Source organism: Streptomyces sp. NPDC051218, assembly GCF_044455475.1.
Taxonomy (GTDB): Bacteria; Actinomycetota; Actinomycetes; order Streptomycetales; family Streptomycetaceae; genus Streptomyces.
Genome location: NZ_JBITEU010000011.1, coordinates 100,841 through 126,142 on the forward strand (window position 1 = coordinate 100,841; position 25,302 = coordinate 126,142).

Annotated in this window: 23 protein-coding genes; 7 read left to right on the plus strand and 16 right to left on the minus strand. The window is 70.3% G+C overall.

The window, feature by feature from the left end; genetic code table 11:
- The first annotated feature begins 278 nt into the window (after nt 1-278).
- Nucleotides 279-776 carry an LURP-one-related/scramblase family protein gene (locus ACIBCK_RS30610; protein WP_399395501.1) on the plus strand — a complete coding sequence of 166 codons (498 nt, stop codon included), beginning with the start codon at nt 279-281 and terminating at the stop codon, nt 774-776.
- A gap of 17 nt (nt 777-793) precedes the next feature.
- Here the strand turns inward: ACIBCK_RS30610 and ACIBCK_RS30615 are convergent, their stop codons facing one another.
- Entirely contained in the window at nt 794-1,597 is an 804-nt protein-coding gene (locus ACIBCK_RS30615; protein ID WP_399395503.1) for a carbon-nitrogen family hydrolase, read from the minus strand.
- A 136-nt stretch (nt 1,598-1,733) separates the two neighbouring features.
- On the opposite strand from ACIBCK_RS30615, the gene ACIBCK_RS30620 reads away from it, so the two are divergent.
- A complete protein-coding gene (locus tag ACIBCK_RS30620; protein ID WP_399395505.1) occupies nt 1,734-2,558 on the plus strand; it encodes a maleylpyruvate isomerase family mycothiol-dependent enzyme in 825 nt (274 codons plus the stop codon).
- Between the two features lie 15 nt (nt 2,559-2,573).
- Here the strand turns inward: ACIBCK_RS30620 and ACIBCK_RS30625 are convergent, their stop codons facing one another.
- Complete coding sequence (locus ACIBCK_RS30625) at nt 2,574-3,881, minus strand: nitrate/nitrite transporter (protein WP_399395507.1); 1,308 nt, start codon at nt 3,879-3,881, stop codon at nt 2,574-2,576.
- Entirely contained in the window at nt 3,878-4,564 is a 687-nt protein-coding gene (locus ACIBCK_RS30630) for a GntR family transcriptional regulator (protein WP_399395509.1), read from the minus strand. Before ACIBCK_RS30630 ends, ACIBCK_RS30625 begins: the two co-directional genes overlap by 4 nt.
- A 158-nt stretch (nt 4,565-4,722) precedes the next feature.
- Here ACIBCK_RS30630 and ACIBCK_RS30635 point away from each other — a divergent pair, with 158 nt between their 5' ends.
- Nucleotides 4,723-5,613: a D-alanyl-D-alanine carboxypeptidase family protein gene (locus tag ACIBCK_RS30635; RefSeq protein ID WP_399395510.1), complete on the plus strand. Its 891-nt coding sequence runs from the start codon at nt 4,723-4,725 to the stop codon at nt 5,611-5,613.
- Between the two features lie 113 nt (nt 5,614-5,726).
- On the opposite strand, the gene ACIBCK_RS30640 is transcribed toward ACIBCK_RS30635, so the two are convergent.
- The 3 genes from ACIBCK_RS30640 to pdhA (ACIBCK_RS30650) are packed head-to-tail and all read right to left on the minus strand — an operon-like array spanning nt 5,727 to nt 9,387.
- Nucleotides 5,727-7,205 (minus strand): dihydrolipoamide acetyltransferase family protein, encoded by a 1,479-nt coding sequence (locus tag ACIBCK_RS30640; protein WP_399395512.1) that lies wholly within the window; start codon nt 7,203-7,205, stop codon nt 5,727-5,729.
- 11 nt (nt 7,206-7,216) lie between these two features.
- Nucleotides 7,217-8,197: an alpha-ketoacid dehydrogenase subunit beta gene (locus ACIBCK_RS30645; protein WP_399395514.1), complete on the minus strand. Its 981-nt coding sequence runs from the start codon at nt 8,195-8,197 to the stop codon at nt 7,217-7,219.
- A 2-nt stretch (nt 8,198-8,199) separates the two neighbouring features.
- Nucleotides 8,200-9,387, minus strand: coding sequence for a pyruvate dehydrogenase (acetyl-transferring) E1 component subunit alpha (pdhA, locus tag ACIBCK_RS30650; protein ID WP_399395516.1), 1,188 nt, complete (start codon nt 9,385-9,387; stop codon nt 8,200-8,202).
- Between the two features lie 382 nt (nt 9,388-9,769).
- Here pdhA (ACIBCK_RS30650) and ACIBCK_RS30655 point away from each other — a divergent pair, with 382 nt between their 5' ends.
- Together ACIBCK_RS30655 and ACIBCK_RS30660 are read left to right on the plus strand one after the other, a co-directional pair.
- The gene (locus ACIBCK_RS30655; protein WP_371528153.1) at nt 9,770-10,432 is read left to right on the plus strand and encodes a response regulator; all 663 of its coding nucleotides are present in this window, start codon (nt 9,770-9,772) and stop codon (nt 10,430-10,432) included.
- A 113-nt stretch (nt 10,433-10,545) separates the two neighbouring features.
- Nucleotides 10,546-10,983 (plus strand): pyridoxamine 5'-phosphate oxidase family protein, encoded by a 438-nt coding sequence (locus tag ACIBCK_RS30660; protein ID WP_399395518.1) that lies wholly within the window; start codon nt 10,546-10,548, stop codon nt 10,981-10,983.
- Nucleotides 10,984-11,102: 119 nt separating this feature from the next.
- Here the strand turns inward: ACIBCK_RS30660 and ACIBCK_RS30665 are convergent, their stop codons facing one another.
- Nucleotides 11,103-12,686 (minus strand): protein kinase, encoded by a 1,584-nt coding sequence (locus ACIBCK_RS30665; RefSeq protein ID WP_399395520.1) that lies wholly within the window; start codon nt 12,684-12,686, stop codon nt 11,103-11,105.
- Between the two features lie 295 nt (nt 12,687-12,981).
- Here ACIBCK_RS30665 and ACIBCK_RS30670 point away from each other — a divergent pair, with 295 nt between their 5' ends.
- A complete protein-coding gene (locus ACIBCK_RS30670) occupies nt 12,982-14,613 on the plus strand; it encodes a protein kinase (protein ID WP_399395521.1) in 1,632 nt (543 codons plus the stop codon).
- Nucleotides 14,614-14,702: 89 nt separating this feature from the next.
- Here ACIBCK_RS30670 and ACIBCK_RS30675 read toward each other — a convergent pair whose 3' ends face one another.
- The 9 genes from ACIBCK_RS30675 to pdhA (ACIBCK_RS30715) form a co-directional block, all read right to left on the minus strand.
- Nucleotides 14,703-15,245 carry a bacterial proteasome activator family protein gene (locus ACIBCK_RS30675; protein WP_249588835.1) on the minus strand — a complete coding sequence of 181 codons (543 nt, stop codon included), beginning with the start codon at nt 15,243-15,245 and terminating at the stop codon, nt 14,703-14,705.
- A 100-nt stretch (nt 15,246-15,345) separates the two neighbouring features.
- Nucleotides 15,346-15,777, minus strand: a complete 432-nt coding sequence (locus tag ACIBCK_RS30680) for a hypothetical protein (protein ID WP_399395524.1) — start codon at nt 15,775-15,777, stop codon at nt 15,346-15,348.
- Nucleotides 15,778-15,891: 114 nt separating this feature from the next.
- Nucleotides 15,892-16,869, minus strand: a complete 978-nt coding sequence (locus ACIBCK_RS30685; protein WP_399395526.1) for an NAD(P)H-quinone oxidoreductase — start codon at nt 16,867-16,869, stop codon at nt 15,892-15,894.
- Between the two features lie 39 nt (nt 16,870-16,908).
- Nucleotides 16,909-18,030, minus strand: a complete 1,122-nt coding sequence (locus ACIBCK_RS30690) for a potassium channel family protein (RefSeq protein ID WP_399395527.1) — start codon at nt 18,028-18,030, stop codon at nt 16,909-16,911.
- Nucleotides 18,018-19,517: a molybdopterin molybdotransferase MoeA gene (locus ACIBCK_RS30695; RefSeq protein WP_399395529.1), complete on the minus strand. Its 1,500-nt coding sequence runs from the start codon at nt 19,515-19,517 to the stop codon at nt 18,018-18,020. The genes ACIBCK_RS30690 and ACIBCK_RS30695 overlap by 13 nt, the downstream gene beginning before the upstream one ends.
- Nucleotides 19,514-20,680, minus strand: a complete 1,167-nt coding sequence (locus ACIBCK_RS30700) for an NTP transferase domain-containing protein (protein ID WP_399395531.1) — start codon at nt 20,678-20,680, stop codon at nt 19,514-19,516. The genes ACIBCK_RS30695 and ACIBCK_RS30700 overlap by 4 nt, the downstream gene beginning before the upstream one ends.
- Before the next feature lie 114 nt (nt 20,681-20,794).
- Entirely contained in the window at nt 20,795-22,402 is a 1,608-nt protein-coding gene (locus ACIBCK_RS30705; protein WP_399395533.1) for a dihydrolipoamide acetyltransferase family protein, read from the minus strand.
- Complete coding sequence (locus ACIBCK_RS30710; RefSeq protein WP_399395535.1) at nt 22,402-23,430, minus strand: alpha-ketoacid dehydrogenase subunit beta; 1,029 nt, start codon at nt 23,428-23,430, stop codon at nt 22,402-22,404. The genes ACIBCK_RS30705 and ACIBCK_RS30710 overlap by 1 nt, the downstream gene beginning before the upstream one ends.
- Nucleotides 23,427-24,578: a pyruvate dehydrogenase (acetyl-transferring) E1 component subunit alpha gene (gene pdhA, locus ACIBCK_RS30715; protein ID WP_399395537.1), complete on the minus strand. Its 1,152-nt coding sequence runs from the start codon at nt 24,576-24,578 to the stop codon at nt 23,427-23,429. The genes ACIBCK_RS30710 and pdhA (ACIBCK_RS30715) overlap by 4 nt, the downstream gene beginning before the upstream one ends.
- A 190-nt stretch (nt 24,579-24,768) precedes the next feature.
- On the opposite strand from pdhA (ACIBCK_RS30715), the gene ACIBCK_RS30720 reads away from it, so the two are divergent.
- Nucleotides 24,769-25,293 carry an Lrp/AsnC family transcriptional regulator gene (locus ACIBCK_RS30720; RefSeq protein WP_399395539.1) on the plus strand — a complete coding sequence of 175 codons (525 nt, stop codon included), beginning with the start codon at nt 24,769-24,771 and terminating at the stop codon, nt 25,291-25,293.
- The last annotated feature ends 9 nt before the right edge of the window (nt 25,294-25,302 follow it).

Here is a 25,302-nt window from a genome sequence, read left to right on the forward strand (position 1 = left end):
GTTAGCGGAACGCCAGCGGCGGGCGGCAGGCTCAGCGGAGCAAGCCCGAACGACCGCCGCTCACGGGGGAGTCACCGCCATGCGCACCACCGCTCGTACCGCTCGCGTCGCCCGCAACCGAGGACGCCACGTCGTAACGACGACACCACGCCGTGACGACGACGCCACGTCGTAAAGACTGCGCGTCCTCCCCTGATCCACAGCCGGTCTGTGTCCCACTTTCCCCCGAGTGGCACGGGCCGGCTGTGTCATGCCCGCCACGGGGTAGGCATCGCCCCATGAAACTTCTCGTACGCGACCGGCTGCTCGGCATCGGTGACGACTACTGGATCGAGGACGACCAGGGTCAGAAGGTCTTCCTCGTCGACGGCAAGGCGATGCGCCTGCGCGAGACCTTCGAGCTCAAGGATATGGAGGGCCGCGTCCTCATCGACATCCACGCCAAGATGCTCTCGCTGCGCGACACGATGGTGATCGAGCGGGACGGCGAGGCGCTGGCCACGGTCAAGCGCAAACGGCTCTCGCTGCTGCGCAACCACTACCGCGTGGACCTGGTCGACGGCACCGAGCTCGACGTGAGCGGCAAGATCCTGGACCGCGAGTTCGCCATCGAGTACGACGGCGAGCTCCTGGCCGACATCTCCCGCCGCTGGTTCCGGGTCCGCGACACGTACGGCTTGCAGATCGTCCGGGACGACGCCGACGCGTCCCTCCTGCTCGCCGTCGCGGTCTGCGTGATCCGCCTGGCCGAGAAGGAGCGGGGCGACGACGACTGAGCGGGGCCGGCGCGCCGTCAGCGCCGGGGAGCGTCCAGCCCGAGGAGGCGGTCCTTCAGCGCGGGGAACTGCTCGCGCGTGGCCGCGACCTTCGCCGGGTCGAGCTCGACGGTGAGGGTCTCCTCGCCGTCCCCCGCCTCGGCCAGCACCGCGCCCCACGGGTCGACGACGATGCTGTGCCCGGCCTGGGGAACCCCGGCGTGCGTACCGCCCGTGCCGCACGCGAGGACGTACACCTGGTCCTCGACCGCTCGCGCCCGTGCGAGCAGCGTCCAGTGTTCACGCCGCCGCGCGGGCCAGCCCGCGGGGACGACGAACATCTCGGCGCCCGCGTCGACGAGCCCACGGAACATTTCGGGGAAGCGGAGGTCGTAGCACGTGGCGAGCCCGATCACCGTGTCGGGCGTCCGCACCGTCACCAGCTCGCTGCCCGCCCCCATCAGGACGGCCTCGCCCTTGTCGAAGCCGAAGCGGTGGATCTTCCGGTACGAGGCGGCCAGTTCGCCCTCGGGCGAGAAGACGAGCGAGGTGTTGTAGAGGTCTCCCGAGGCGTCCCGCTCCGGAATCGACCCCCCGTGCAGCCAGACGCCCGCGTCACGCGCGGTCTTGGCCATTGCCTCGTACGTGGGCCCCTCGAGCGGCTCCGCCTCGTCCGCGAACGACTCGTACGCGAATGCGCCCGTTGTCCACAGTTCGGGGAGAACGACGAGATCCGGCCGCTCACGCTCCGCTACCTCACGTACCAGTGAAGAGACCCGCACCCGGCGGGAATTGACCGATTCGCCCTCGTCTACGGCGATCTGGATGAGGGAGGCGCGCACACTACCACCGTCCTGGCATTCGAGCCGTCAATGCAGGCCTACGATCGTCACACGAAAGCACTGCCGGGGTGCCTGCGGGCAGCGTAACTTAACGTCTCAGACACCCACCGCCCGCGTACGACCGTCGAGGGGTCCCGTGAGTCTCCATCCCAGCCTGCAAACCTACGCCGACGCCTGGACCCAATCCGTATCAGCCATATCCGAGCTGGTGTCACCGCTCGCCGAGGGAGAGTGGAACTGGGCCACGCCCTGCCCCGGCTGGTCGGTCCGGGATGTCGTCTCCCATGTCATAGGCCTGGACTGCGAGATGCTGGGCGACCCGCGCCCCATCCACACCCTGCCCCGCGACCTGTACCACGTACAGACCGAGGGCCAGCGCTACATGGAGGTGCAGGTCGACGTCCGGCGCCACCACACCGCGCCCGAGATGACCTCCGAGCTGGAGTACACGATCATCCGCCGCTCGCGGCAGCTGCGGAACGAGTCGCGTGACCCCTCCCACAAGATCCGCGGCCCGCTCGGCACCGAGCAGACCCTCGAACTGGCCACGCGGATGCGGGCGTTCGACGTCTGGGTGCATGAGCAGGATCTGCGCACGACGCTGCGGAAGCCCGGCAATCTGGACTCCCAGGGAGCGCTCGTGGCGCGGGACCTCCTGCTGCAGGGGCTGCCCAAGGTCGTCGCCAAGAAGGCCGCGGCACCGGCGAATTCGGCGGTCGTCTTCGACGTGAGCGGCCCCGTCGAGTTCCTGCGCACGGTCCGTGTCGACGCCGAGGGCCACGCCACGGTCGACGGCGCCCCCTCCCTCGGCCCGCTCGCCACGCTGAGCCTGGACTGGGAGACGTACTTCCGCCTGGCGTGCGGCCGCGTTGCGTACGCCTCGGTCGCCGACCGGATCAAGGTCGAGGGCGATCACGGCCTGGGCGAGGCGATCCTGCGCGAGTTCGCGGTCACGCCGTAGCCCCAGGCCCTTGGTTCAGACGGGCACGTGCACGGCCTCCACGCGGCTGGCGACGAGCCGCTCCTTCTCCCGACGCACCGCGCGCGTGCGCAGCCGCAGGATCTGGCTGAGGCCGACCGCTTCGAGGACGAAGACGGCGGAGAAGGCGATCCGGTAGTTGTCGCCGGTCGCGTCGAGGAGGACGCCGATCGCGAGCAGCGTCGTCATGGAGGCGACGAAGCCACCCATGTTCACGATGCCGGACGCGGTGCCCTGGCGCTCCGGCGGATTCGCGGGCCGCGCGAAGTCGAAGCCGATCATGGATGCGGGGCCGCAGGAGCCGAGCACGACGCAGAGCGCGATGAGCAGCCCCATCGGGGCGTGGTCGCCGGGGTAGTGGATCGTGACCGCCCACATCACGGCCGTCGCCGCGACGGTGCCGATGGCCAGCGGCGTGCGGGCCGCGTGGTGGCGGGCGACGATCTGGCCGTAGACCAGGCCCACCATCATGTTGGAGAGCACGACGAGGGTGAGCAGCGCCCCGGCCGTCCCGCGCGTGAGTCCCTGCGCCTCGACGAGGAACGGCAGGCCCCACAGGAGCAGGAACACCATCGCGGGGAACTGCGTGGTGAAGTGCACCCACAGGCCGAGCCGGGTGCCGGGCTCGCGCCAGCTCAGGGCGATCTGCTTGCGCACGAAGGCCCCACCGGTGTGCCGCGCGGGCTCCGGCGCGTGCCCCTCGGGGTGGTCCTTGAGGAACAGCGTCATCAGTACGAGGACGACGACGCCGCAGAGCGCGCTGCCGGCGAAGGCCGCGGTCCAGCCGACGGAGTGCAGCAGCCGGGCGAGGACGAGGGTGGAGACGAGGTTGCCCGCCATGCCGACCAGGCCCGCGAGCTGGGCGACCAGTGGGCCGCGGCGGGCGGGGAACCAGCGGGTGCCAAGGCGCAGCACGCTGATGAAGGTCAGCGCGTCACCGCAGCCGAGCAGCGCGCGGGACGCGAGCGCCATCCCGTAGGAGGGCGAGAAGGCGAAGCCGAGCTGTCCGAGCGTGAAGAGCACGACGCCGATGGTCAGCACGCGCTTGGTGCCGAGCCGGTCGACCATCAGGCCGACGGGTATCTGCATGCCCGCGTAGACGAGCAGCTGGAGGATCGAGAAGGTCGAGAGCGCGGATGCGTTGACGTGGAACCGGTCGGCGGCGTCGAGTCCGGCGACGCCGAGCGAGGTCCGGAAGATGACGGCGACGAAGTAGACGGCGACGCCGATGCCCCAGACGAGCATGGCCTTCCTGCCGCCGGGGGGATCGCCGGGGAGGGAGACCGGGGCGGAGGTCGCGCTCATCGGACTTCGCCCCTGGCCAGGTTCTGGAACCACCCGACGTGCCGGGTGACCACGGAGACCGCCCCGTCCGCGTCCCCGGCGCGCAACGCGTCGAGGATCTCCTTGTGCTCGGCAAGGGTCTTGGCGATCCGGTCGGGGTGGGAGTGCATCACGGCGACCCCCATCCGCAACTGCCGGTCACGGAGCTGGTCGTAGAGGCGGGCGAGGATCTCGTTGCCGCCGCTTCGCACGATCTCCGCGTGGAAGCACCGGTCGGTCACGGCGGCGGCGGAGAGATCCCCCGCGGCGGCCTGCTCCCGCTGCTGGGCCAGCAGTTCTTCGAGGCGGGCGATGAGACCCCGCGGCGCGGGCACCGCCTTGCGCACCGAGTGGGTCTCCACCAGTAGCCGCGTCTCGACGACGTCGGTGATCTCCTGCACGGACACCGGCAGGACCAGCGCACCCTTCTTCGGGTAGAGCCGCAGGAGCCCCTCCACCTCCAGCTTCAGGAGGGCCTCGCGCACCGGGGTGCGGGACACCCCGACGGCCTCGGCGAGCTCGCCCTCGGTGAGCAGCGTGCCGCCCTCGTACCGACGGTCGAGCACACCCTTCTTGACGTGCGCGTACACCCGCTCCGCGGCGGGTGGCTGCTTCAGCGTTCGAGCAGGGGTCCGGGAGGGGGACGAGGCGGGTGCGACAGGCATGCGCACAGCATAGATACAACACGTACTCATGAGGTCGTCCATTTCACGATCCGGACATCACCCCCGCCACCGTGCATCCATTTGCTTCCCTGGAGTGTCTTACCTGTCGAGCGGCACCCTCATGTGGCCGCATTCCAGGGGCATTTGGAGCATTGAACTTGAAAACCCCCATTAAGGGCATTCGCCGTGCATCGGCCGTTATCGTCACCGCGGGTGCCGTCATCGCGGGCGGGGCCCTCACGACGCCGGCCCAGGCGGCCGCGCTGCCGAAGCCGTCCATCGCCGCCAAGGGTGGCTTCGTGATGAACAACGGCACGGGCAAGACGCTCTTCACCAAGTCCGCGGACACCCGCCGTTCCACCGGCTCGACCACGAAGATCATGACGGCGAAGGTGGTCCTCTCACAGGCGAACCTCAACCTCAACTCCAAGGTCAAGATCGAGAAGGCCTACAGCGACTACATCGTCAGGAACACCGCCTCGTCCGCCCGGCTGATCGTCGGCGACAAGGTCACCGTCCGCCAGCTCCTGTACGGCCTGATGCTGCCGTCCGGCTGCGACGCGGCGTACGCGCTCGCGGACAAGTTCGGCAAGGGCTCCACCCGCTCCGCACGCGTGAAGTCGTTCATCGGCAAGATGAACGCCCAGGCCAGGAGCCTCGGCCTGACGAACACCCACTTCGACTCGTTCGACGGCATCGGCGGCGCGGGCAACTACTCGACGCCGCGCGACCTGACGAAGCTCGCCAGCAGCGCGATGAAGAGCTCCACGTTCCGTACGGTCGTGAAGACGAAGTCGACGAAGCAGAAGGTCACCACGAAGAGCGGCGGCTACCGCTACATGTCGTGGTCGAACACGAACAACCTCCTCGGCAGCTACAGCGGCACGATCGGCGTGAAGACCGGCTCAGGACCGCAGGCCAAGTACTGCCTGGTCTTCGCCGCGACCCGGAACGGCAAGACGGTCATCGGCACGGTCCTCACCTCGACCTCGTCGACCAACCGCACGAAGGACGCGAAGAAGCTGATGGACTACGGCTTCAAGAAGTAGCTCCGCATAATCCCGCGCGCAGGCCCGCGCGGTACGCCGACGGGGCCCCGCCACAGTGTGTGGCGGGGCCCCGTCGCGTCGCTCGCGCGTGTCGCTACGTGCGCTACGTGTCGCTACGCCCAGGTGATGAGCCGCTTGGGCTGCTCCAGGATCGCCGCCACGTCGGCGAGGACCTTGGAGCCGAGCTCGCCGTCGACCAGGCGGTGGTCGAAGGAGAGCGCGAGCGTCGTCACCTGACGCGGCTTGACCTTGCCCTTGTGGACCCAGGGCTGGAGCTTGATCGTGCCGAGCGCGAGGATCGCGGACTCGCCGGGGTTCAGGATCGGCGTACCGGTGTCGACGCCGAAGACACCGACGTTCGTGATGGTGACCGTGCCGCCCTGCATCGCGGCCGGCGATGTCTTGCCCTCGCGCGCCGTGGACACCAACTCACCGAGGGACCCGGCCAGTTCCGGCAGCGTCTTGGCGTGGGCGTCCTTGATGTTCGGGACGACCAGGCCGCGCGGCGTCGCGGCGGCGATGCCCAGATTCACGTAGTGCTTCCGGACGATCTCCTGATTCGCCTCGTCCCAGGCCGCGTTGACGTCCGGATTGCGCCGGATCGCCACGAGCAGCGCCTTGGAGATGAGCAGCAGCGGATTGACGCGCAGGCCCGCGAAGGCCTTGTCCTGCTTCAGCTCCTCCACGAGCTTCATCGTCCGCGTCACGTCCACCGTCACGAACTCCGTGACATGCGGCGCCGTGAAGGCGGAGCCGACCATCGCCTGGGCGATCGCCTTGCGGACGCCCTTGACGGGGATACGGGTCTCCCGGGCGCCGGCGTCGGCCGCGGGGGCGGGGGCTTCGGTGGCGGTCCCGGGAGCGGGGGCTTCGGCGGCTGCCGGCTGCGGGGCGGCGGGTGCCGTGGCGGCCGGGGCGGCTGCGGGAGCCGCCGCCGCGTGCACGTCCTCGCGCGTGATGATCCCGTCGGCCCCGGACGGGACGATGGTCGCGAGGTCAACTCCCAGATCCTTGGCGAGCTTTCGCACCGGCGGCTTGGCCAGCGGGCGGTCACCGACGAGGGCGGGGGCGGCGGCGTCAGCCGTGCCCGAGCCGTTCAACTCGGCCTGGACCGCCGCCGCGTAGTACGTCCCGGCAGCATCGGCCTGCTCCGAAGCTGCCTTGCGCGCGCGGCGCTTCGTCGAGGACTCGGCGACCCCGTATCCGACGAGCACGGGCTGGCGGCCCTGGGGAGCGGCCTCCTGCTCGGGCTCAGGGGCGGCGGGCTGCTCCACCGGGGCGGCGGGCTGCTCCGGAGCGGCGGCCTCCGCGGGCGCGGCAGACGCGCCTGCGCCGGAGACGTCCACCGAGATGATCACCTGGCCGACATCGACCGTGGTGCCCTCCGGGAAGCGCAGCTCACTCACGACACCGTTGAACGGGATGGGCAACTCGACGGCGGCCTTGGCCGTCTCGACCTCGCACACCACCTGCCCGTCGGTGACCGTGTCGCCGGGCGCCACGAACCACTTGAGGATCTCCGCCTCGGTGAGCCCCTCGCCCACGTCGGGCATCTTGAACTCGGCCAGCGCAGCGTCTGTCATCGTCGTCACGACCCTCTCCCTCAGTACGCCAGCGAGCGGTCGACAGTGTCGAGCACCCGGTCGAGGCCCGGCAGGTACTCCTCTTCCAACCGCGCCGGCGGATACGGCGCGTGGAAGCCGCCGACCCGCAGAACGGGAGCTTCGAGGTGGTAGAAGCAGCGCTCGGTGATGCGCGCCGCGATCTCCGCACCCGTCCCCAGGAAGACCGGGGCCTCATGGACCACGACGAGCCGCCGCGTCTTCTCGACCGAGGTCTGCACGGTGTCGAAGTCCATCGGCGACATGGAGCGCAGGTCCACGACCTCAAGGGACTTGCCCTCTTCGGCGGCGGCCGCGGCGGCCTCCAGACAGACCTTCACCATGGGGCCGTACGCGGCGAGGGTGAGGTCGGTGCCCTCGCGGGCGACCCGGGCCTTGTGCAGCGGCGCCGGGATGGCGTCCGTGTCGACCTCGCTCTTGTCCCAGTAACGCCGCTTCGGCTCGAAGAAGATCACCGGGTCGTCGCTCTGGATGGCCTGCTGCATCATCCAATAGGCGTCCGACGAGTTCGAGGGCGAGACGACCTTGAGGCCCGCCACGTGCGCGAACAGCGCCTCGGGCGACTCGCTGTGGTGCTCGACGGCGCCGATGCCACCGCCGTACGGAATGCGGATGACGACCGGCATCTTGATCTTGCCGAGCGCGCGGGCGTGCATCTTCGCGAGCTGCGTGACGATCTGGTCGTACGCCGGGAAGACGAAGCCGTCGAACTGGATCTCCACCACCGGGCGGTAACCCCGAAGGGCCAGGCCGATGGCCGTGCCGACGATGCCGGACTCGGCGAGCGGGGTGTCGATGACCCGGTCCTCGCCGAAGTCCTTCTGCAGCCCGTCCGTCACCCGGAAGACGCCGCCGAGCTTGCCGACGTCCTCGCCCATGATGAGGACCTTGGGGTCGGTGTCGAGCGCCGTACGCAGCGATTCGTTGATCGCTTTGGCAAGGGGAAGCTTCTGTACGCCCATGGTCACTTACCGCCTTCGTCCGCGAAGGACGCCTGGTACGCGGCGAACTGCGCGCGCTCCTCGTCGACCAGCGCATGCCCGTCCGCATACGCGTTCTCGAAGATCGCCATCAGATCCGGATCCGGCATCGCCCGCACCACCTCTCGCACTCGCTTGCCCAACGCTTCGCTCTCCGCCTCGAGTTCCGCGAAAAATCCCTCATCCGCGTGACCTTCGGTCTCGAGGTAGGTCCGCAGGCGCAGGATCGGGTCCTTGGCCTCCCAGGCCTCACGCTCGTCGTCGTTGCGGTACTTGGTCGGGTCGTCGGACGTGGTGTGCGCGCCCATGCGGTAGGTGAACGCCTCGATGAGCGCCGGGCCCTCGCCCGTACGCGCCCTCTCCAGGGCCCACTTGGTGACGGCGAGCACGGCGAGGACGTCGTTGCCGTCGACCCGCACACCCGGGAAGCCGTAGCCCTGCGCGCGCTGGTAGAGCGGCACCCGGGTCTGCTTCTCGGTGGGCTCGGAGATCGCCCACTGGTTGTTCTGGCAGAAGAACACGACGGGAGCGTTGTAGACCGCGGAGAAGGTGAACGCCTCTGCGACGTCGCCCTGGCTGGAGGCGCCGTCACCGAAGTACGCGACCACGGCCGAGTCCGCGCCGTCCTTGGCCACGCCCATGGCGTAACCGGTGGCGTGCAGGGTCTGCGAGCCGATGACGATCGTGTACAGGTGGAAGTTGTTGGTGTTCGGGTCCCAGCCGCCGTGGTTCACGCCGCGGAACATGCCGAGCAGATTGGTCGGGTCGACCCCGCGGCACCAGGCGACGCCGTGCTCGCGGTAGGTCGGGAAGACGTAGTCGTCCTCGCGCGTGGCACGGCCGGAGCCGATCTGGGCGGCTTCCTGGCCGAGCAGCGACGCCCACAGGCCCAGCTCACCCTGGCGCTGCAGGGAGGTGGCCTCGGCGTCGAAGCGGCGGGTGAGGACCATGTCGCGGTACAGGGCGCGCAGCTCGTCGGCGGTGATGTCCGCGACGTACGCGTCGTACACGGAGTTCTCCGCGTGCTTGACCCGCTTGCCCTCAGGCGTCAGCAGCTGGACAAGCTGGGGTTCCGTGCTCTTCTTCGGCGCGGCCTTCTTGGCGCCGGCGCGCTTGCCGCCGCTGGTACTGCTGCGGCGCGGTGTGCGCGCGGCGGTGCTCTCCACGGTCACGTGTGCTCCTCCGTCGGTCCGGCCCCCGGGATTACCGGGTAAGCCAGTGCGGCTCGCCTGATCCGTGCCCGCGCACGGGGTGGGTGCGACTCGGCCGGGAAACAGGCGTGACAGGTGCCCCGGCGAGCGCCCTGCACAATGCACGTTACCCAGTGCTTCCCAATTCTGTGAAACCCCATCTGACCTGCGAATTTGCTTGGATTTCCAAGTATCTGACTGCTTGGATTTCCGAGTAAATGCAGAAAGTCGGGAACAGTTCCTGGTCACAGCACTGATCACAGCCTGGCAGGGGGCCGGAACACCGGCACGTTATCCCGGCCACCCCATGGACGGGAAGAGTTCAGCTCGGGCACTGCGAGAGATCGTGTGTGAGACTGACACCGTGCGCGAAGACGGAAAAATTACGGTATTTCTCCTCGACGACCATGAAGTGGTCCGGCGAGGAGTCCATGAGCTGCTCTCCGTGGAGTCCGACATCGAAGTCGTCGGAGAGGCGGGAACAGCGGCGGACGCCCTGGTCAGGATCCCCGCGACCCGGCCGGACGTGGCCGTCCTCGACGTGCGGCTTCCGGACGGCAGCGGTGTGGAGGTGTGCCGCGAGATCCGTTCACGGAACGAGGACATCAAATGCCTGATGCTCACCTCGTTCGCGGACGACGAGGCGCTCTTCGACGCGATCATGGCGGGCGCTTCCGGCTATGTCCTGAAAGCCATTCGCGGCAATGAACTGCTCTCCGCCGTACGCGACGTGGCAGCGGGAAAGTCCCTGCTCGACCCCGTCGCCACGGCCCGCGTCCTGGAGCGGCTGCGCGACGGGAACACCCCCAAGGGCGACGACCGGCTGGCGAACCTCACGGACCAGGAGCGCAAGATCCTGGACCTGATCGGCGAGGGCCTGACCAATCGGGTGATCGGCGAACGGCTGCATCTCGCCGAGAAGACGATCAAGAACTACGTCTCGAGCCTGCTCTCCAAGCTCGGCATGGAACGACGCTCCCAGGCGGCCGCGTACGTGGCCCGTATGCAGGCGGAACAGCAGCACTGACACGCCGCGTCATCCGGCGGCACGGTTCGTGACCATGAACGGGACTTACGTCCCCGTCCCCTAGGGGCGGGATCCCCTTCCCCGGCCGCCCGCCGGTGCCAGAGGGTGGACGCATGCCCTCCGATGATCAGGAACAGGACGAACGCCTCGCCTTCGAACTGCTCGGCCGCACCGCCTACGGCCGGGTCGCGACCAGCATGCGCGCGCTGCCCTTCCTCGCCGCGGCCCGCCACATCGTCATGGACGGCCGCATCCTGCTGCGCATGCACAAGGGATACGGCTACCACGAGGCCTGCATCGGCAGTGTCGTCGCCTACGGGGCGGACAACCTCAGCGCCGGGACCGCGCGCACCGGGCAGTGGACCGTGCAGTTCGTCGGCCTGTGCGAGGCCATCGAGCCGACCACCGCCGAACTGGAACTCTTCGGCTCGGGCCCGCACTACGTGGACGGCGAGCTCTACGACCCGGTCTACATGCGCATCGAGCCGCAGGTGGCCACCGTGCACACCCTCCACGGCGGGCGACAGCAGCAGCTTCAGCGCACCGTCTGAACGACTGGGACGGCTGGAACGACGCACGCGCGCGTGGGGCCTTTTCAGGCTCCACGCGCGCGTGCGTCTCGTTCACGGTCCCGTACGACGGGCCTGTACTACGGGCTGTACGCCTCGGCTCAGCCTTCGGCGCCGGTGTTGGCCCCGCCCTCCGGGCCGCCGGTCACCGGCGACTCGTCACCACCGTCGGTGGGGGTGGGGTCGTCGGTCGGCGTGGTCGGGTCGTCCGTCGGCTCGGTCGGCTCGTCCGTCGGCTCCGTCGGGTCGTCCGTCGGCTCGCTCTGGGTCGGCGTCGTGGGCGTCGTCGGGCCGGTGGTGTTCGGCTGCTCCGGCGTGTAGCTGCCCTGACCGCCGGAGCCGTCGCCGGGCAGCGTCTCGTCCTCGGAGGTGTCCTCTTCGGGACTCTTGCTCGGCTTCTTCGTCTCCGACTGCTTCGTCGGCGCCTTCGTCGGGGTGTCCTTGTCCTTCGTCTTGCCGTCGCCCGCCGTCAGGGCGTACGCGACACCCACCGCGATCGCGATGATCGCCAGCACGGCGAGGATCCACACCTTGCCCCGGCCGCCCCGGCCGTTGCCGTCCCGGTGGCTGCCGTCGAAGCCGCCGTCGTCGCCGCCCGGAGGACGCAGCATGGCGCCCGGGATCTGCGCGGTGCCGGAGTCGCCCGGGTGCTGCATCGCCGCGGTGCCCGCGACGCCCATCGCCGGGGTGTTGCCGCCCTCGTGCATGCCCGCGACATCGACGGGGCCGGTGTTCCAGGTCCCGGTGTGGCTGCCCTGCTCATGCAGCATCTGCAGCCCGTACTGGACCAGACCGCGCATCTCCTCGGCGGTCTGGAACCGGTCGTCCGGGTCCTTGGCGAGCGAACGCATCACCAGGCCGTCCAGCTCCGGCGGCGCAGCGTCCGAGGTCTCGGACGGCGGCACCGGGATGTCCTGGACGTGCTGGTAGACCACGGAGAGCGGCGTCTCACCGGTGAACGGGGGGCGCAGGGCGAGAAGTTCGTAGAGCAGACAGCCCGTCGCGTACAGGTCGGAACGGTGGTCGACGGCCTTGCCGAGCGCCTGCTCCGGGGAGAGGTACTGGGGCGTACCCATGACCATGCCGGTCTGGGTCATCGTCGACTGGGCGCCGTGCAGCGCACGGGCGATGCCGAAGTCCATCACCTTGACCGCGCCGGTGTTGGTGATGATCACGTTCGCGGGCTTGATGTCGCGGTGCACGATGCCGTGCTGGTGCGAGTACGCGAGCGCCTCGAGCACCCCGGAGACGATGATCAGGGCCTGCTCGGGACCCGGCGCCTCCGCGTTGAGCAGCAGATCGCGGATCGTCCGTCCCTCGACGATCTCCATGACGATGTACGGGACGACGTTCGGCCCGACGACATCCTCACCGGAGTCGTAGACCGCCACCACCGCATGGTGGTTGAGCCCCGCGACCGACTGGGCCTCGCGTGTGAAGCGGGCCTTGGATACCGGGTCCTCCGCGAGGTCGGAGCGGAGCAGCTTGACGGCGACCGTACGGCCCAGACGTACGTCCTCGGCCGCGAACACCTCGGCCATGCCGCCCCGGCCGAGTCTGCGGGTCAGCCGATACCGGCCATCTCCCACAAGGCCGCCGTTACCCCACAACTCCGGCGCGTCTGACATACCGCCGCCACTCGCCTCGGGGTCGGACGGGCCCTGAGCGCGCTGCGTCTGTGCCATCAGTCCTCGCCGTCGTTTCTGGTCGTGGTGCTCGGTGGTACCGGGGGAACCCCGCCGGGCCACGCTACAGCCTTCGCGTGGCGCGGCGGTTCGAGGTGGACCGGACATCAAACCCGCCGGGTGCCCTCACGCGCAAACTTGTAACGCTTCCGAGACGCTTCTTGCGCGTACGGTCACGGAACGGGCATCGAGCTTGACGTGTCGGTGCCCTCGGGCAGACTTGGCCAGGAATAGCGGGAATCGATCACCGATCGCGGAGCCGTCCGGCACACCGCGCCGATGGGGGACGCACGACATGAGCAGCCAGGACGGCGCACAGGGACGGTATGCGGGGCGCTCGCTGGCCGGTGGCCGGTACCAGCTGCGCGATCTTCTCGGTGAAGGCGGCATGGCCTCCGTTCACCTGGCGTACGACTCCGTACTCGACCGTCAGGTCGCCATCAAGACGCTGCACAGCGAGCTCGGCCGCGAGCAGTCCTTCCGCGAGCGCTTCCGCCGCGAGGCCCAGTCGGTGGCCAAGCTCACGCACACGAACATCGTCTCGGTCTTCGACACGGGCGAGGACGATCTTGACGGCACGACGATGCCATACATCGTCATGGAGTACGTGGAGGGCAAGCCGCTCGGCTCCGTGCTCGACGCGTCGGTCACCCAGTTCGGCGCGATGCCGACCGACCAGGCGCTGAAGATCACCGCCGATGTGCTCGCCGCTCTGGAGATCAGCCACGAGATGGGCCTGGTCCACCGCGACATCAAGCCCGGCAACGTGATGATGACGAAGCGCAACGTCGTCAAGGTCATGGACTTCGGCATCGCCCGCGCCATGCAGTCCGGCGTCACCTCCATGACGCAGACCGGCATGGTCGTCGGCACCCCCCAGTACCTCTCGCCGGAGCAGGCGCTCGGCCGCGGCGTCGACGCCCGGTCCGACCTCTACTCCGTCGGCATCATGCTGTTCCAGCTGACCACCGGACGGCTGCCCTTCGAGGCGGATTCGCCGCTGGCCATCGCGTACGCGCACGTCCAGGAGGAGCCGGTCGCTCCGTCCTCGATCAACCGCTCGCTGCCGCCCGCCGTCGACGCGATCGTCGCCCGCGCGCTGAAGAAGAACCCGAACGAGCGTTTCCCGACCGCCGAGGCCATGCGCGACGAGTGCCTGCGCGTCGCCCAGTCCCTGCAGACGGCCGCGCCGAGCATCGTGCCGGGCGCCCAGACGGCGAGCGGCGCGGGCGTCGGCGCCGCGGTCTTCCCGCCGGTCGACTCCTCGCTGCCGCAGCAGGGCGGCGTCCAGACGCCGTACCAGCCCGGTCCTTACGGTCCGCCCACGCCGGCCCCCACGCCGGGTTACGGCTACCCGCAGCAGGGCGGCTACCAGACCCCGGCGCCCACGAACGCGTACGCCCCCCAGGCCTCGCAGACCCCGCCGCCGTACACCCTCTCGCCGCAGCCCCCGCAGACGTCCGTGCAGGGCGGCGGGTCCGGCTCGGGTGGCGGCAAGCGGAACATGCCCGTGGTCGTGGGCTCGATCGTCGTCGCGCTGCTCGCCATCGGCGGTGTGATCGCCGCGGTGTCGCTGAGCGGCGACGACGGCGGCAAGGGTGGCAAGGAGGAGAAGGAGTCGAACGCGCCGGTGGCGGGGCATCGGGGTCCGGACCGCTCCAACACGATCGAGACCGAAGAGTGCACCGATCCCGATACGGCGTACAACGACGAGAACAAGATCAAGGTCCCCGACTTCACGTTCAGGGACTGGAAGTCCGTGCAGAAGTGCCTGCAGGCGGCCGGCTGGCAGTACGACAAGCGCACGATCGACGAGAACACCTACGGGGAGGACACGGTCATGCAGCAGTCCCCGAAGGAAGAATCTGACGTCGACCCGGACGACGTGGACATCGAGTTCACCGTCTCCACGGGAAACCCCGCCTGATCCGACGCGGTGGCGCAGACATCACGTGAAGGGCCCGGTCACGAGGTGACCGGGCCCTTCACGTCTCATCGGTACTGCCTGGCCACCGCCTAGAGGTAAGGCCCTCCGGTCCGCCCCGCGATGCCGCCGTCCTCTTCCTCCTCGCCGCCGCCCACTCCGGGCGGCAGTGCGCGCCGCATCGATTCGAGCTGCGCCCGCGCCGCCATCTGCTGCGCGAAGAGGGCCGTCTGAATCCCGTGGAAGAGCCCTTCGAGCCAGCCCACCAGCTGGGCCTGCGCGATGCGCAGTTCGGCGTCGCTGGGTACTCCGTCGTCGGTGAAGGGGAGGGAGAGACGCTCCAGTTCCTCGACGAGCTCGGGGGCGAGGCCGTCCTCGAGCTCCTTGACCGAACTGGCGTGGATCTCCTTGAGCCGCACCCGGCTCGCCTCGTCGAGAGGTGCCGCCCGCACCTCCTCGAGCAACTGCTTGATCATGCTGCCGATGCGCATGACCTTCGCCGGCTGTTCGACCATGTCCGTCACCGGGACCTCGCGGGATTCGTCGTCTCCGCCGCCGCCGAGTGCCATTCCATCCTGGCCCACGACCAGGACCTGGGGGCTCTCGGGCGACCTTTCGTTCCTCGGCATTTCCATGCCGCCATTCTCTCGCACCCGTACGTCACACATCGGTGGTGCCCCCATTTGCCGCTGATCCACCGTGTACGGAGCACCCGGCCGTGTCAGCGTGGCCGCGTCAGCCGCGGCGCAGCCGGACGGCGAAGAACCCGAGACCGAGGCCGATGAGGACCAGGCCGCTGCCGAGCGGCAGGACGCGAAGTCCGGGCAGGACGGGTTCGGCAGCCGTGCGCCGGGTGGCGTCGGACGCGGTGGTCGTCTCGCCGAGGGGCGGCACGGCAGGGGGCGGGGTGGGGGGCGGCGTGGGGAGCTGACGCGGCGGCTCGCGGGGCGGCACGGACACCCCGGTGGGCGGCGCGGGTTCGTCCCGGCCCGGCCTGGCCCGGCCTTCACCGGGGGCGCTGCCGGCGCGTGTCGCCGTGGGCGAGGGCTCGGCGGCGTACGGGAGGGAGTCGGCCGCGTACGGAAGGTCGGCCGCGTACGAGAGGGAGACAGGGGAGACGGCGATCAGCACCATCACCATCACCAAGGGGCGAAGCCATGGAGTCACCGCGCTGACTCCCTCCCGCTACCGGGTCGCCAAGATCAAGATCCAGAGAGATCACTGAAGCTGCATAAAGAGTTACACAGCGACACAACTCCGGCATCTTGACCAGCGAGGCGCTCAGCGGACGAGCAGCACCTTCCCGATGTGCGAGCTCTCCTCCAGTACGCGATGGGCGGCCGCCGCGTCGCTCATCGGCACCGTCCGGTCGACGATCGGCCGTACGTGTCCGGTGGTGATCAGCGGCCACACGTGTTCGCGCACCGCCGCGACGATCGCCGCCTTCTCCTCGGCGGGGCGGCCCCGCAGGGAGGTCGCGGTGACGGCGGCCCGCTTGCCGAGGAGCGTGGCGATGTTCAGCTCGCCCTTGACGCCGCCCTGCATGCCGATGATCGCGAGACGGCCGTTGCTGGCGAGTGTCTGCACGTTCCGGTCCAGGTACTTGGCGCCCATGTTGTCGAGGATGACGTCCGCGCCCGCGCCGTCCGTGGCCTTCTTGATCTCCTCGACGAAGTCCTGCTCGCGGTAGTTGATGAGGATGTCCGCGCCGAGCTCCCCGCAGAAGTCGAGCTTCTCCTTGGTGCCCGCCGTGACCGCCACCCTGGCGCCGACGGCCTTCGCCAGCTGGATCGCCATGGTGCCGATACCGCTGGAGCCGCCGTGCACGAGGAACGTCTCGCCGGGCCTGAGGTGGGAAATCATGAAGACGTTGGACCAGACGGTCGACGTCACCTCGGGCAGCGCCGCCGCGGTGACGAGGTCGACGCCGTCCGGCACGGGCAGCAACTGCCCGGCAGGGACGACGACCTGCTCGGCGTAGCCGCCGCCGGCGAGCAGCGCGCACACCTCGTCGCCGATCTTCCAGCCCGAGACGCCGGGACCGATGTCGGTGACGCGGCCCGCGCACTCCAGCCCCGGGTAGGGGGACGATCCGGGTGGCGGGTTGTAGAAGCCCTGGCGCTGGAGCAGGTCGGCGCGGTTCACGGCGCTGGCGACGACGTCGACCAGCACCTCACCCTCGCCGGGTACGGGATCGGGGACCTCGGCCCATACGAGCGCTTCGGGTCCACCGGCTTCGGGGATCGTGATCGCATGCATGCGGGCGAGGCTACTCTCTGCCCATTCCCGTCGGTCCGACTACGTGCGCAGACCTCCGCGCGGCGGACTCGACTTGGCGTCCGGCGCCATCGGTGACGTCTTCGTCGCTCGCACGATGGTGATCAGACGGTCCATCAACTGCAGCTTCCCGACGGCGGGATCGTCGTAACCGAGCACCCGGTGCCCGCGTACGACGCTGACGACCAGGTCGTCCGTCTCCCGGACCCCCAGGCCCACCTCCGCCTTTATCACCGGCCGCTCGACGAGATCGAGCCCGCTGCCCTGCTGGATCAGATCCTCCATGACCATGCCCGCGCTGGGGCTGAGCACGGAGAGACCGAGGAGCCTGCCCGCCGCACTGGCGCTGGTGATCACCGCGTCGGCGCCGGACTGGCGGAGCAGCGGCGCGTTCTCCTCCTCGCGCACCGCGGCCACGATCTTCGCCCCGCGGTTCATCTGCCGGGCGGTCAGCGTGACCAGGACGGCGGTGTCGTCGCGCTGGGTCGCGATGATGATCTGCCGGGCGCGCTGCACCTCGGCGCGGAGCAGCACGTCACTGCGCGTCGCATCGCCGATGACGCCCGCGTACCCCTCGGCGGTGGCGGCGTCGACGACCTTCGCGCTCGGGTCGACCACCACGATCTGCTCGGGCTTGAGGCCGGTCGCGCAGACGGTCTGGATCGCCGAGCGGCCCTTGGTGCCGAAGCCGACGACGACGGTGTGTTCACGCAAGTTGGACCTCCAGCGGTTCAGACGCCATTCCTCGCGCGTACGTTCCGTGAGCACTTCGAGAGTGGTGCCGACCAGGATGATCAGGAAGAGCACGCGCAGCGGTGTGATCAGGAGAATGTTGCAGAGCCGCGCGCTGTCGCTGTACGGGACGATGTCGCCGTATCCGGTGGTCGAGAGCGTGACGGTGGAGTAGTAGGCGGCGTCGAGGAAGTCGAGCTTGTTGTCGGAGTTGTCGTGATAGCCGGCGCGGTCGATCCAGACGATGAAGGTCGTCAGGGCGAGCACCGCGAGCGCCATCAGGAGCCGCTTGGCCACCTGCCGCAAGGGGCGCTCGACGATTTGGCGCGGCAGCTTGATCCGGTGGGTGACGAGGTGCTCGTCGGGATTGCGGGCAATGGCGTCATGGCCGGGAAGTTTCACGTGAAACACTCCCCGGCCGTGTCGGTATGCAGCTCCGGCCCGGTCCACGGGAGGTCGAGGACCTCCACTTCCTGACCGTGCCGCGCGCCTCCCGGCGGGACGACCGCGAGCCCGTCCGCCACGGCGATCCCCCGCAGCATCGCCGGGCCGTTGTAGTGCAGGGGCACCGCGTGGTCGGCACGAAGCGTCACAGGTACGAGCCGGGTGTCGTGCGGGTGGCCGTGCACGTCCTCGCGCAGAACAGCGGTGTACGCCGACGGGGCGGGGCGCCGCGAGAGCGCACGCAGCAGGGGCTCGGCCAGGGTCAGCAGACCGGAGACCGCGGCGAGCGGGTTGCCGGGCAGGCCGACGAGGTGTTGGTCGGGACGGATGCGGGCGAGGAGCATGGGGTGCCCCGGGCGCACCGCGACACCGTCCACGAGAAGCTCGGCGCCGATGCGGCGCAGGATGGGGTGGACGTGGTCGACCGGGCCGGATGCGGTACCGCCGGTGGTGACGACGAGGTCGGCGGCGGAGGTGGTGATCGCCCGGTGGAGCGCCTCGGCATCGTCACCGAGCCTGCGTACGGCGATGACGTCGGCGCCGAGCGAGCGCAGCCAGGGCGGCAGCATGGGGCCGAGCGCGTCACGGATGAGGCCCTCGTGGGGGCGCCCCTCGGTCAGCAACTCATCGCCCAGGATCAGCACTTCGGCCGTGGGCCTCGGCACCACGGGCAGCTCGTCGTACCCGGCGGCTGCCGCGAGCCCGAGCACCGCCGGGGTCACCAGGGAGCCGGGCGGCAGGAGTTGGTCACCGGAGCGGCACTCCTGACCGCGCGGCCGGATGTCCTGCCCGTGGGTGACGTCACGCCGGGGGTGCAGCCGCCCCTTGTCGTCGATGAGGCCGTGCTCGCTGCGGATGACGGCGGTGGCCTCCTGCGGGACGCGCGCCCCGGTCGCGATCCGCACGGCTTCCCCGTCGGAGAGCGGCTCCGGGCGCCCGTGCCCGGCAAGAATCCCCTCGGCCCGAACATCCCAGGGCCCAGGCCCGGCGACGACCCAGCCGTCCATCGCGGAGGTGTCGAAGGAGGGCAGATCGGTGAGGGCGACAAGCGGCGCGCCAAGAACGAGCCCGAGCGCTTGCCCCAGGGGGGCGGTGGGGGTGGTGTCGGGCGCGGAGGCGGTGGTCACGGGCCGCGGGGCGTGGGCGGCTGCGGTGCGGGCGGCGGGCCAGGGGGTGATGTCGCGGTGGGGGGGCTGGGGAGTGTGGGGCGTCTGAGGGGCCTGCGGGGTGGGTTCGGGTTCAGACTGAGGCTGGGGCACGGTGTCGCTATCTGGTGCGCCCGAGGGGCCCGGGGTGCTTGAGGTGCCTGAGGGGCCTGAGGTGCCTGGATTGTTTCGAGGGTCGCCGGTTACGGATTCGGCGACGGGGCGCCTGCCGGTCCTGCGGCCGTGGTCGTCGTTCACCAGGGCTAGAGCCTCGTCGAGCTCGGCATCCGGCGTGGGCTGCCCACTCATCCGGCGTCCGGCCGCATGTCGTCCCTGGCATCCTGCCCCGGGTCGGGGCGGGCGTGGGGTGGCGTCGCTTCGGCTGCGGAGTCGATGTGCGGTGGCGTCGCGTCCGGCGCGGAGTCGATGTGCGGTGGCGTCGCGTCCGGCGCGGAGCCGGTGTGCGGTGGCGTCGCGTCCGGCGCGGAGCCGGACTCGCCCTCCTCCGCCCACCGCGTGGCCAGCGCCGCAGCCTTGCGGGCCGCGTCGGCCACGGCTTCGGGGCCACCGCCCTCCGCGGCCCGCGCCGCCGCGTACCCCACCAGGAAGGTGGTCAGCGGAGCCGCAGGCCTTGCCACGCCGTGCGCGGCGTCGCGGGCGAGGTCGAGCAGCAAGCCGGTGTCGACGTCGAGCTCGATGCCCAGTTCGTCCTTGACTGCGGAAATCCATTCATCCAACACGTGACCATGCTCCCTGATACGCGCCCTGGCGGCGGCGATGTCATCCCAGGTGTCGCAGTCGAAGGACGCTACGGCGTCGGTGACCCGGGTGAGTTGGAGCCGCGCCGTGAGCGCCCGCAGCGGAAGCCCCGTCAGACCGCCGTGCTCGGCGGCGAGCTTCGGCGTCTCGCGCTCCAGCGAAGCACTGCGATAGGCGGCGACCAGCGGCTGGTCGCGGCCGTCGGCGTCCCTCAGCACCGCACCGTCCGCACCGCTCTCCCGCAGCGCGGCGAGCAGGGCGTCCACGGTCCGCGCCTCCAGGAACGGCAGATCGGCGGAGAGCACCACGACGTGCTCCGCCCCGGTACTCCGCAGCCCCGCGTCGAGCGCGGCGAGCGGCCCCGCCCCCGCGGGTTCCTCACGCGCCCACACCACAGGGCGGGCGGTCGGCCGGGGTTCGGCGACGACCACGGTGGTCCCGGCGCCGGAACACGCGCCGAGCACCCGGTCGAGCAGCGCACGGCCGCCGACCCGCAGCCCCGGCTTGTCCGCACCGCCGAGCCGCCTGGCGCCACCACCCGCGAGCACTACGGCGTCGTACGGGGTGGCGCGCGGCGAGGCGGTCGGGGCGTCGGCCGAAGCAGTGCGCGGAATGTCGTGCGAGATGTCGTGCGGAATGGCGTGCGGGAGATCGGTCGGGGCGGCGTCCGATGCGGCGGATTCGGCGCCACCCGGAGCCCTCTGCGCGGTCATCCCCCGAGTATGGGCGCACGAAGGATCAATGCCACCCCTCTGTACGGGGTCTCACATCACCGCACCAGGACTCACCCCACTGCCCCGGGCCTCCCGCTACTGCCCGGAGCCTCCTCACACTCCCCGCAGCAGAACCGCAGGCTGCTCCACGCAGTCCGCCACGAACCGCAGGAACCCGCCCGCCGTGCCGCCGTCGCACACCCGGTGGTCGAAGGTGAGGGAGAGCTGCACGACGTGCCGCACCGCCAACTCACCCTGGTGCACCCATGGCTTGGGCACGATGCGGCCAACGCCCAGCATGGCCGCCTCGGGGTGGTTGATGATCGGCGTGGAGCCGTCGACCCCGAAGACCCCGTAGTTGTTCAACGTGAACGTGCCGCCCGTCAGTTCCCCTGGCGTCAGCTTCCCGTCCCGCGCCGACTCCGTGAGCCGGACCAGCTCGGTGTTGACCGATTCGGTGGTCCGCGTGTTCGCGTTCCGGACCACGGGGACGACCAGGCCACGATCGGTCTGCGCGGCGAAGCCGAGGTGGACGTCGGCGAGCCGGACCACCTCGCGCGCCTCCATGTCCACGGTGGAGTTGAGCATGGGGTAGCGCGCCAGCGCGGCCACGCTGATGCGGGCGAACAGCGCGAGCAGCGAGATCTTCTGCCCGCCTCCCTCCTTCACGGAGGCGTTCATCGCGGCGCGCGCGGCAAGCAGTTCGGTCGCGTCGGCGTCGACCCAGCAGGTGGCTTCCGGTATCTCACGCCTGCTGCGGGACATCTTGTCCGCGACGAGACCCCGGATGCCGGTCAGCGGGTAGCGGACCTCCGCCCCTGCCGAGGCGAGGCGCGTCTCCTGGCCCGCCGTCACCGGCGCCTGCGCGTCCACCGCGGCGGCGGTGGCGGTCGTGGTCGTGGTCGTGGTCGTGGTCGTGGTCGTGGTCGGCGAAGGGTGCCCGTTCGTGCTCGCGGGCGCGATGGCGGCCTCCACGTCGGCCCGCATGATCAGCCCGTCCGGGCCCGTGCCCGTCAACTCCCGCAACTGCACCCCGTTCTCGCGGGCCAGCTTGCGTACGAGGGGTGAGATCACCGGTATCGGCCCGTCCGGGTGAGGAGCCCCGTCCGTCAGCGTGGTGCCCGCGTTCGCGACCCTGGACGGCCCAGCGGGCTCGTGGGCCACCGGAACCTGCGATACAGGCTGCGCGGCAGGCTTCGGCGCTACCTTCGCGACCGGCGCCGCCTCCACGACAGGCGCGGTCTTCGTGACCGACCCCGTCCTCGTGACCGACCCCGTCCTCGTGACCGACCCCGCCGACCGCACCCTCCTGCGCCGCGCCGGCGCCGCGGCCGTGCCGTACCCGACCAGGACGTTGCCGGAGGACTCCTCGGCGGCAGCCGTCTGCAGGGCTCGCTCCGCGGGCTCTTCCGGAGCCGGGGCCGTGGCCGTGGCGAAAGCCGCGGCTCCACCCCCGCCGGGGGCGCCGACAGCGACCGTCAACAGCGGAGCCCCCACCGGCAGTTCCGTCCCCTCCTCACCGAAGCGGGCGGTCACCACGCCTCCGTACGGGCAGGGCACCTCCACCATCGCCTTGGCCGTCTCCACCTCGACGACGGGCTGGTCCACGGCGACGACATCGCCGACCTGCACGAGCCAGCGGGTGATCTCCGCCTCCGTGAGTCCTTCGCCGAGATCCGGCAGCTTGAACTCGAGGCTGTTCACATTCAGACCGGGCGCCATCAGCTGTCCGCCTCCCACTGCAACCGCGCGACCGCGTCCAGGATCCGGTCCACGCCCGGCAGATGATGCCGCTCGAGCATCGGCGGCGGATAGGGGATGTCGAACCCGGCGACGCGCAGGACCGGCGCCTCCATGTGGTGGAAGCACCGCTCGGTGACGCGGGCGGCGATCTCCCCGCCGGGCCCGCCGAAACCGCCGGACTCGTGCACGACGACCGCGCGCCCGGTCCGCTGCACGGAGGCGGCCACCGTCTCGTCGTCGAAGGGAACGAGGGAGCGCAGGTCGACGACTTCGAGGTCCCACCCCTCGGCGACGGCCGCCTCCGCCGCCTCCAGGCAGACGGGCACGGACGGCCCGTACGTGAGGAGCGTGGCGCTGCGGCCGGGGCGCCGCACCACCGCCTTGCCTATCGGTTCAACGCTCTGGGGGGCGTCCGGGTTCCAGTCGCCCTTGGACCAGTAGAGGCGCTTGGGCTCCAGGAAGACGACCGGGTCGTCGGAGGCGATCGAGGCCCGCAGCAGGCCGTAGGCGTCGGCGACCGTGGCAGGCGTGACGACATGGAGCCCCGGAGTCGCCATGTAGTACGCCTCGGAGGAGTCGCTGTGGTGCTCGACGCCTCCGATGCCACCGCCGTAGGGCACGCGCACCGTGATGGGCAGCGGCATCGCGCCCCGGGTGCGGTTGCGCATCCGCGCCACGTGGGAGATCAGCTGCTCGAAGGCGGGGTAGGCGAACGCGTCGAACTGCATCTCCACGACGGGCCGAAGCCCGTACATGGCCATGCCGACGGCTGTCCCCAGGATGCCCGCCTCGGCCAGCGGAGTGTCCGTACAGCGGTCCTCGCCGAACTCCTTGGTGAGTCCGTCGGTGACCCTGAAGACACCGCCGAGCGCCCCGACGTCCTCTCCGAGGACGTGTACGGCCGGGTCCTCGGCCAGGGAGTCACGCAGCGCGCGCCCGAGCGCCTGCGCCATGGTGGCCGGTTTGGCTGCCTTCTTGGCGGCCCGTTCGGCCGCGACCGTGCTCATCGCGCGTTCTCCTCGCCGTCCGTGCCGTCTTCCGACGCTTCGAGCTCGGCCCGCAGCTGGGCGGCCTGCTCTCGCAGTTGGGTGGTCTGCTCGGCGTACACATGGCTGAAGAGGTCCATGGGGTCGAGCTCGGGGTCCTGGTTCATGCCCTGCCGCAGGTCGGCCGCCATGGCCTCGGCGTCGTCCCGGACCGCCCGCATCCGCTCCTCGTCGAGAAGGCCGCGCTCGGTCAGCTCCCGCTCCAGGAGCAGGATCGGGTCGTGCGCGCGCCAGGCCTCGACCTCGGCGTCCCCGCGGTAGCGCGTGGCGTCGTCGGCGTTCGTGTGGGCGTCCATGCGGTACGTCACCGCTTCGACGAGCGTGGGACCGCCGCCCGAGCGGGCGCGGGAGACCGCTTCGCTCAGCACCTCGTGCACCGCAGCCGCGTCATTGCCGTCCACCAGGCGTCCCGGCATTCCGTACCCGACGGCCTTGTGGGCCAGGGACGGGGCGGCCGTCTGCTTGTCGAGCGGCACGGAGATGGCAAAGCCGTTGTTCTGCACCAGGAAGACGACGGGCGCCTGCCAGACGGCGGCGAAGTTCAGTGCCTCGTGGAAGTCGCCCTCGCTGGTGCCGCCGTCGCCGACCATGGCGAGCGCCACCACGTCGTCGCCCTTCAGGCGCGCGGCGTGCGCGAGCCCCACGGCGTGCGGGAGCTGGGTCGCGAGAGGGGTGCACAGGGGCGCTATGCGGTACTCACGCGGGTCGTAGCCGGTGTGCCAGTCGCCGCGCAGCAGGGTCAGCGCCTGGACGGGGTCGAGGCCGCGGGCGACCGCGGCGAGGGTGTCCCGGTAGCTGGGGAAGAGCCAGTCCTGCTCCTGGAGGACGAGCGCGGCGGCCACCTCGCACGCTTCCTGACCGGTGCTGGAGGGGTAGACGGCGAGCCTGCCCTGCTTGGTCAGGGCGGTCGCCTGCGTGTTGTACCGCCGTCCGCGCACCAGCTGGGCGTACAGACGCTCCAGGAGCTCCGCGTCGGCCTTGCCGACGGCTTCCGTGCCCAGGACGCGGTACGGCTCCGCGTCGGGCAGCAGCGGCGCGGCATCGGTCCTCGGCTGCCATGCGGGTGGCGGGGTGGGCCGGTAGACGCCCCGCTGCTCCATGACCGTCATGTCGGCACCTCCATGTGGAACCGGTCTCCTCGTGGGAGCGGCAAAAGAGGCGCGGCAATGTGAGGCGCCTCACCTACCGATTGTTCGGTCGTCGGCACATTTTGGCTACAGGCACCTCCAGGCTGTGGACAAACGGTTCTGCACAGCCTGGGATGGATGCAGTACGTCCATGGTAGGGAGGCGGGGGGACATGGCATCTGAACGAATGGCCGACGGGAGCGACAGCGATCGCCCCGAGAGCCGGTCCGGCGACCGCCGGGAGGTCCTGCCCCGGCCGCTGGACTCGATCGACCGCGACATCCTGCACATCCTGCACACGGACGGTCGTGCGTCGATACGGTCCGTGGCCGAGCGCGTCCATGTGTCCCGGGCCAACGCGTACGCACGCATCAACCGGCTCATCGACGACGGCGTCATCCGTGGTTTCGGAGCCCGGATCAACCACGAGCGGGCAGGCCAGGGCGCGTCCGCCTACATCACGCTCAAGATCGTCCAGAACACCTGGCGCACGGTCCGCGAGCATCTGCGCACGCTGCCGGGCGCCTCTCACATCGCGCTGGTCAGCGGCGACTTCGACGTACTGCTCCTGGTGCACACGCCGGACAACCGCGCGCTGCGCGAACTGGTCCTCACCCGGCTGCAGTCCATCCCCGAAGTACTCAGCACGCGTACGTTGCTGGTCTTCGAGGAGGACGACCTGAATCCGGAGAGCTGACCCTGTCAG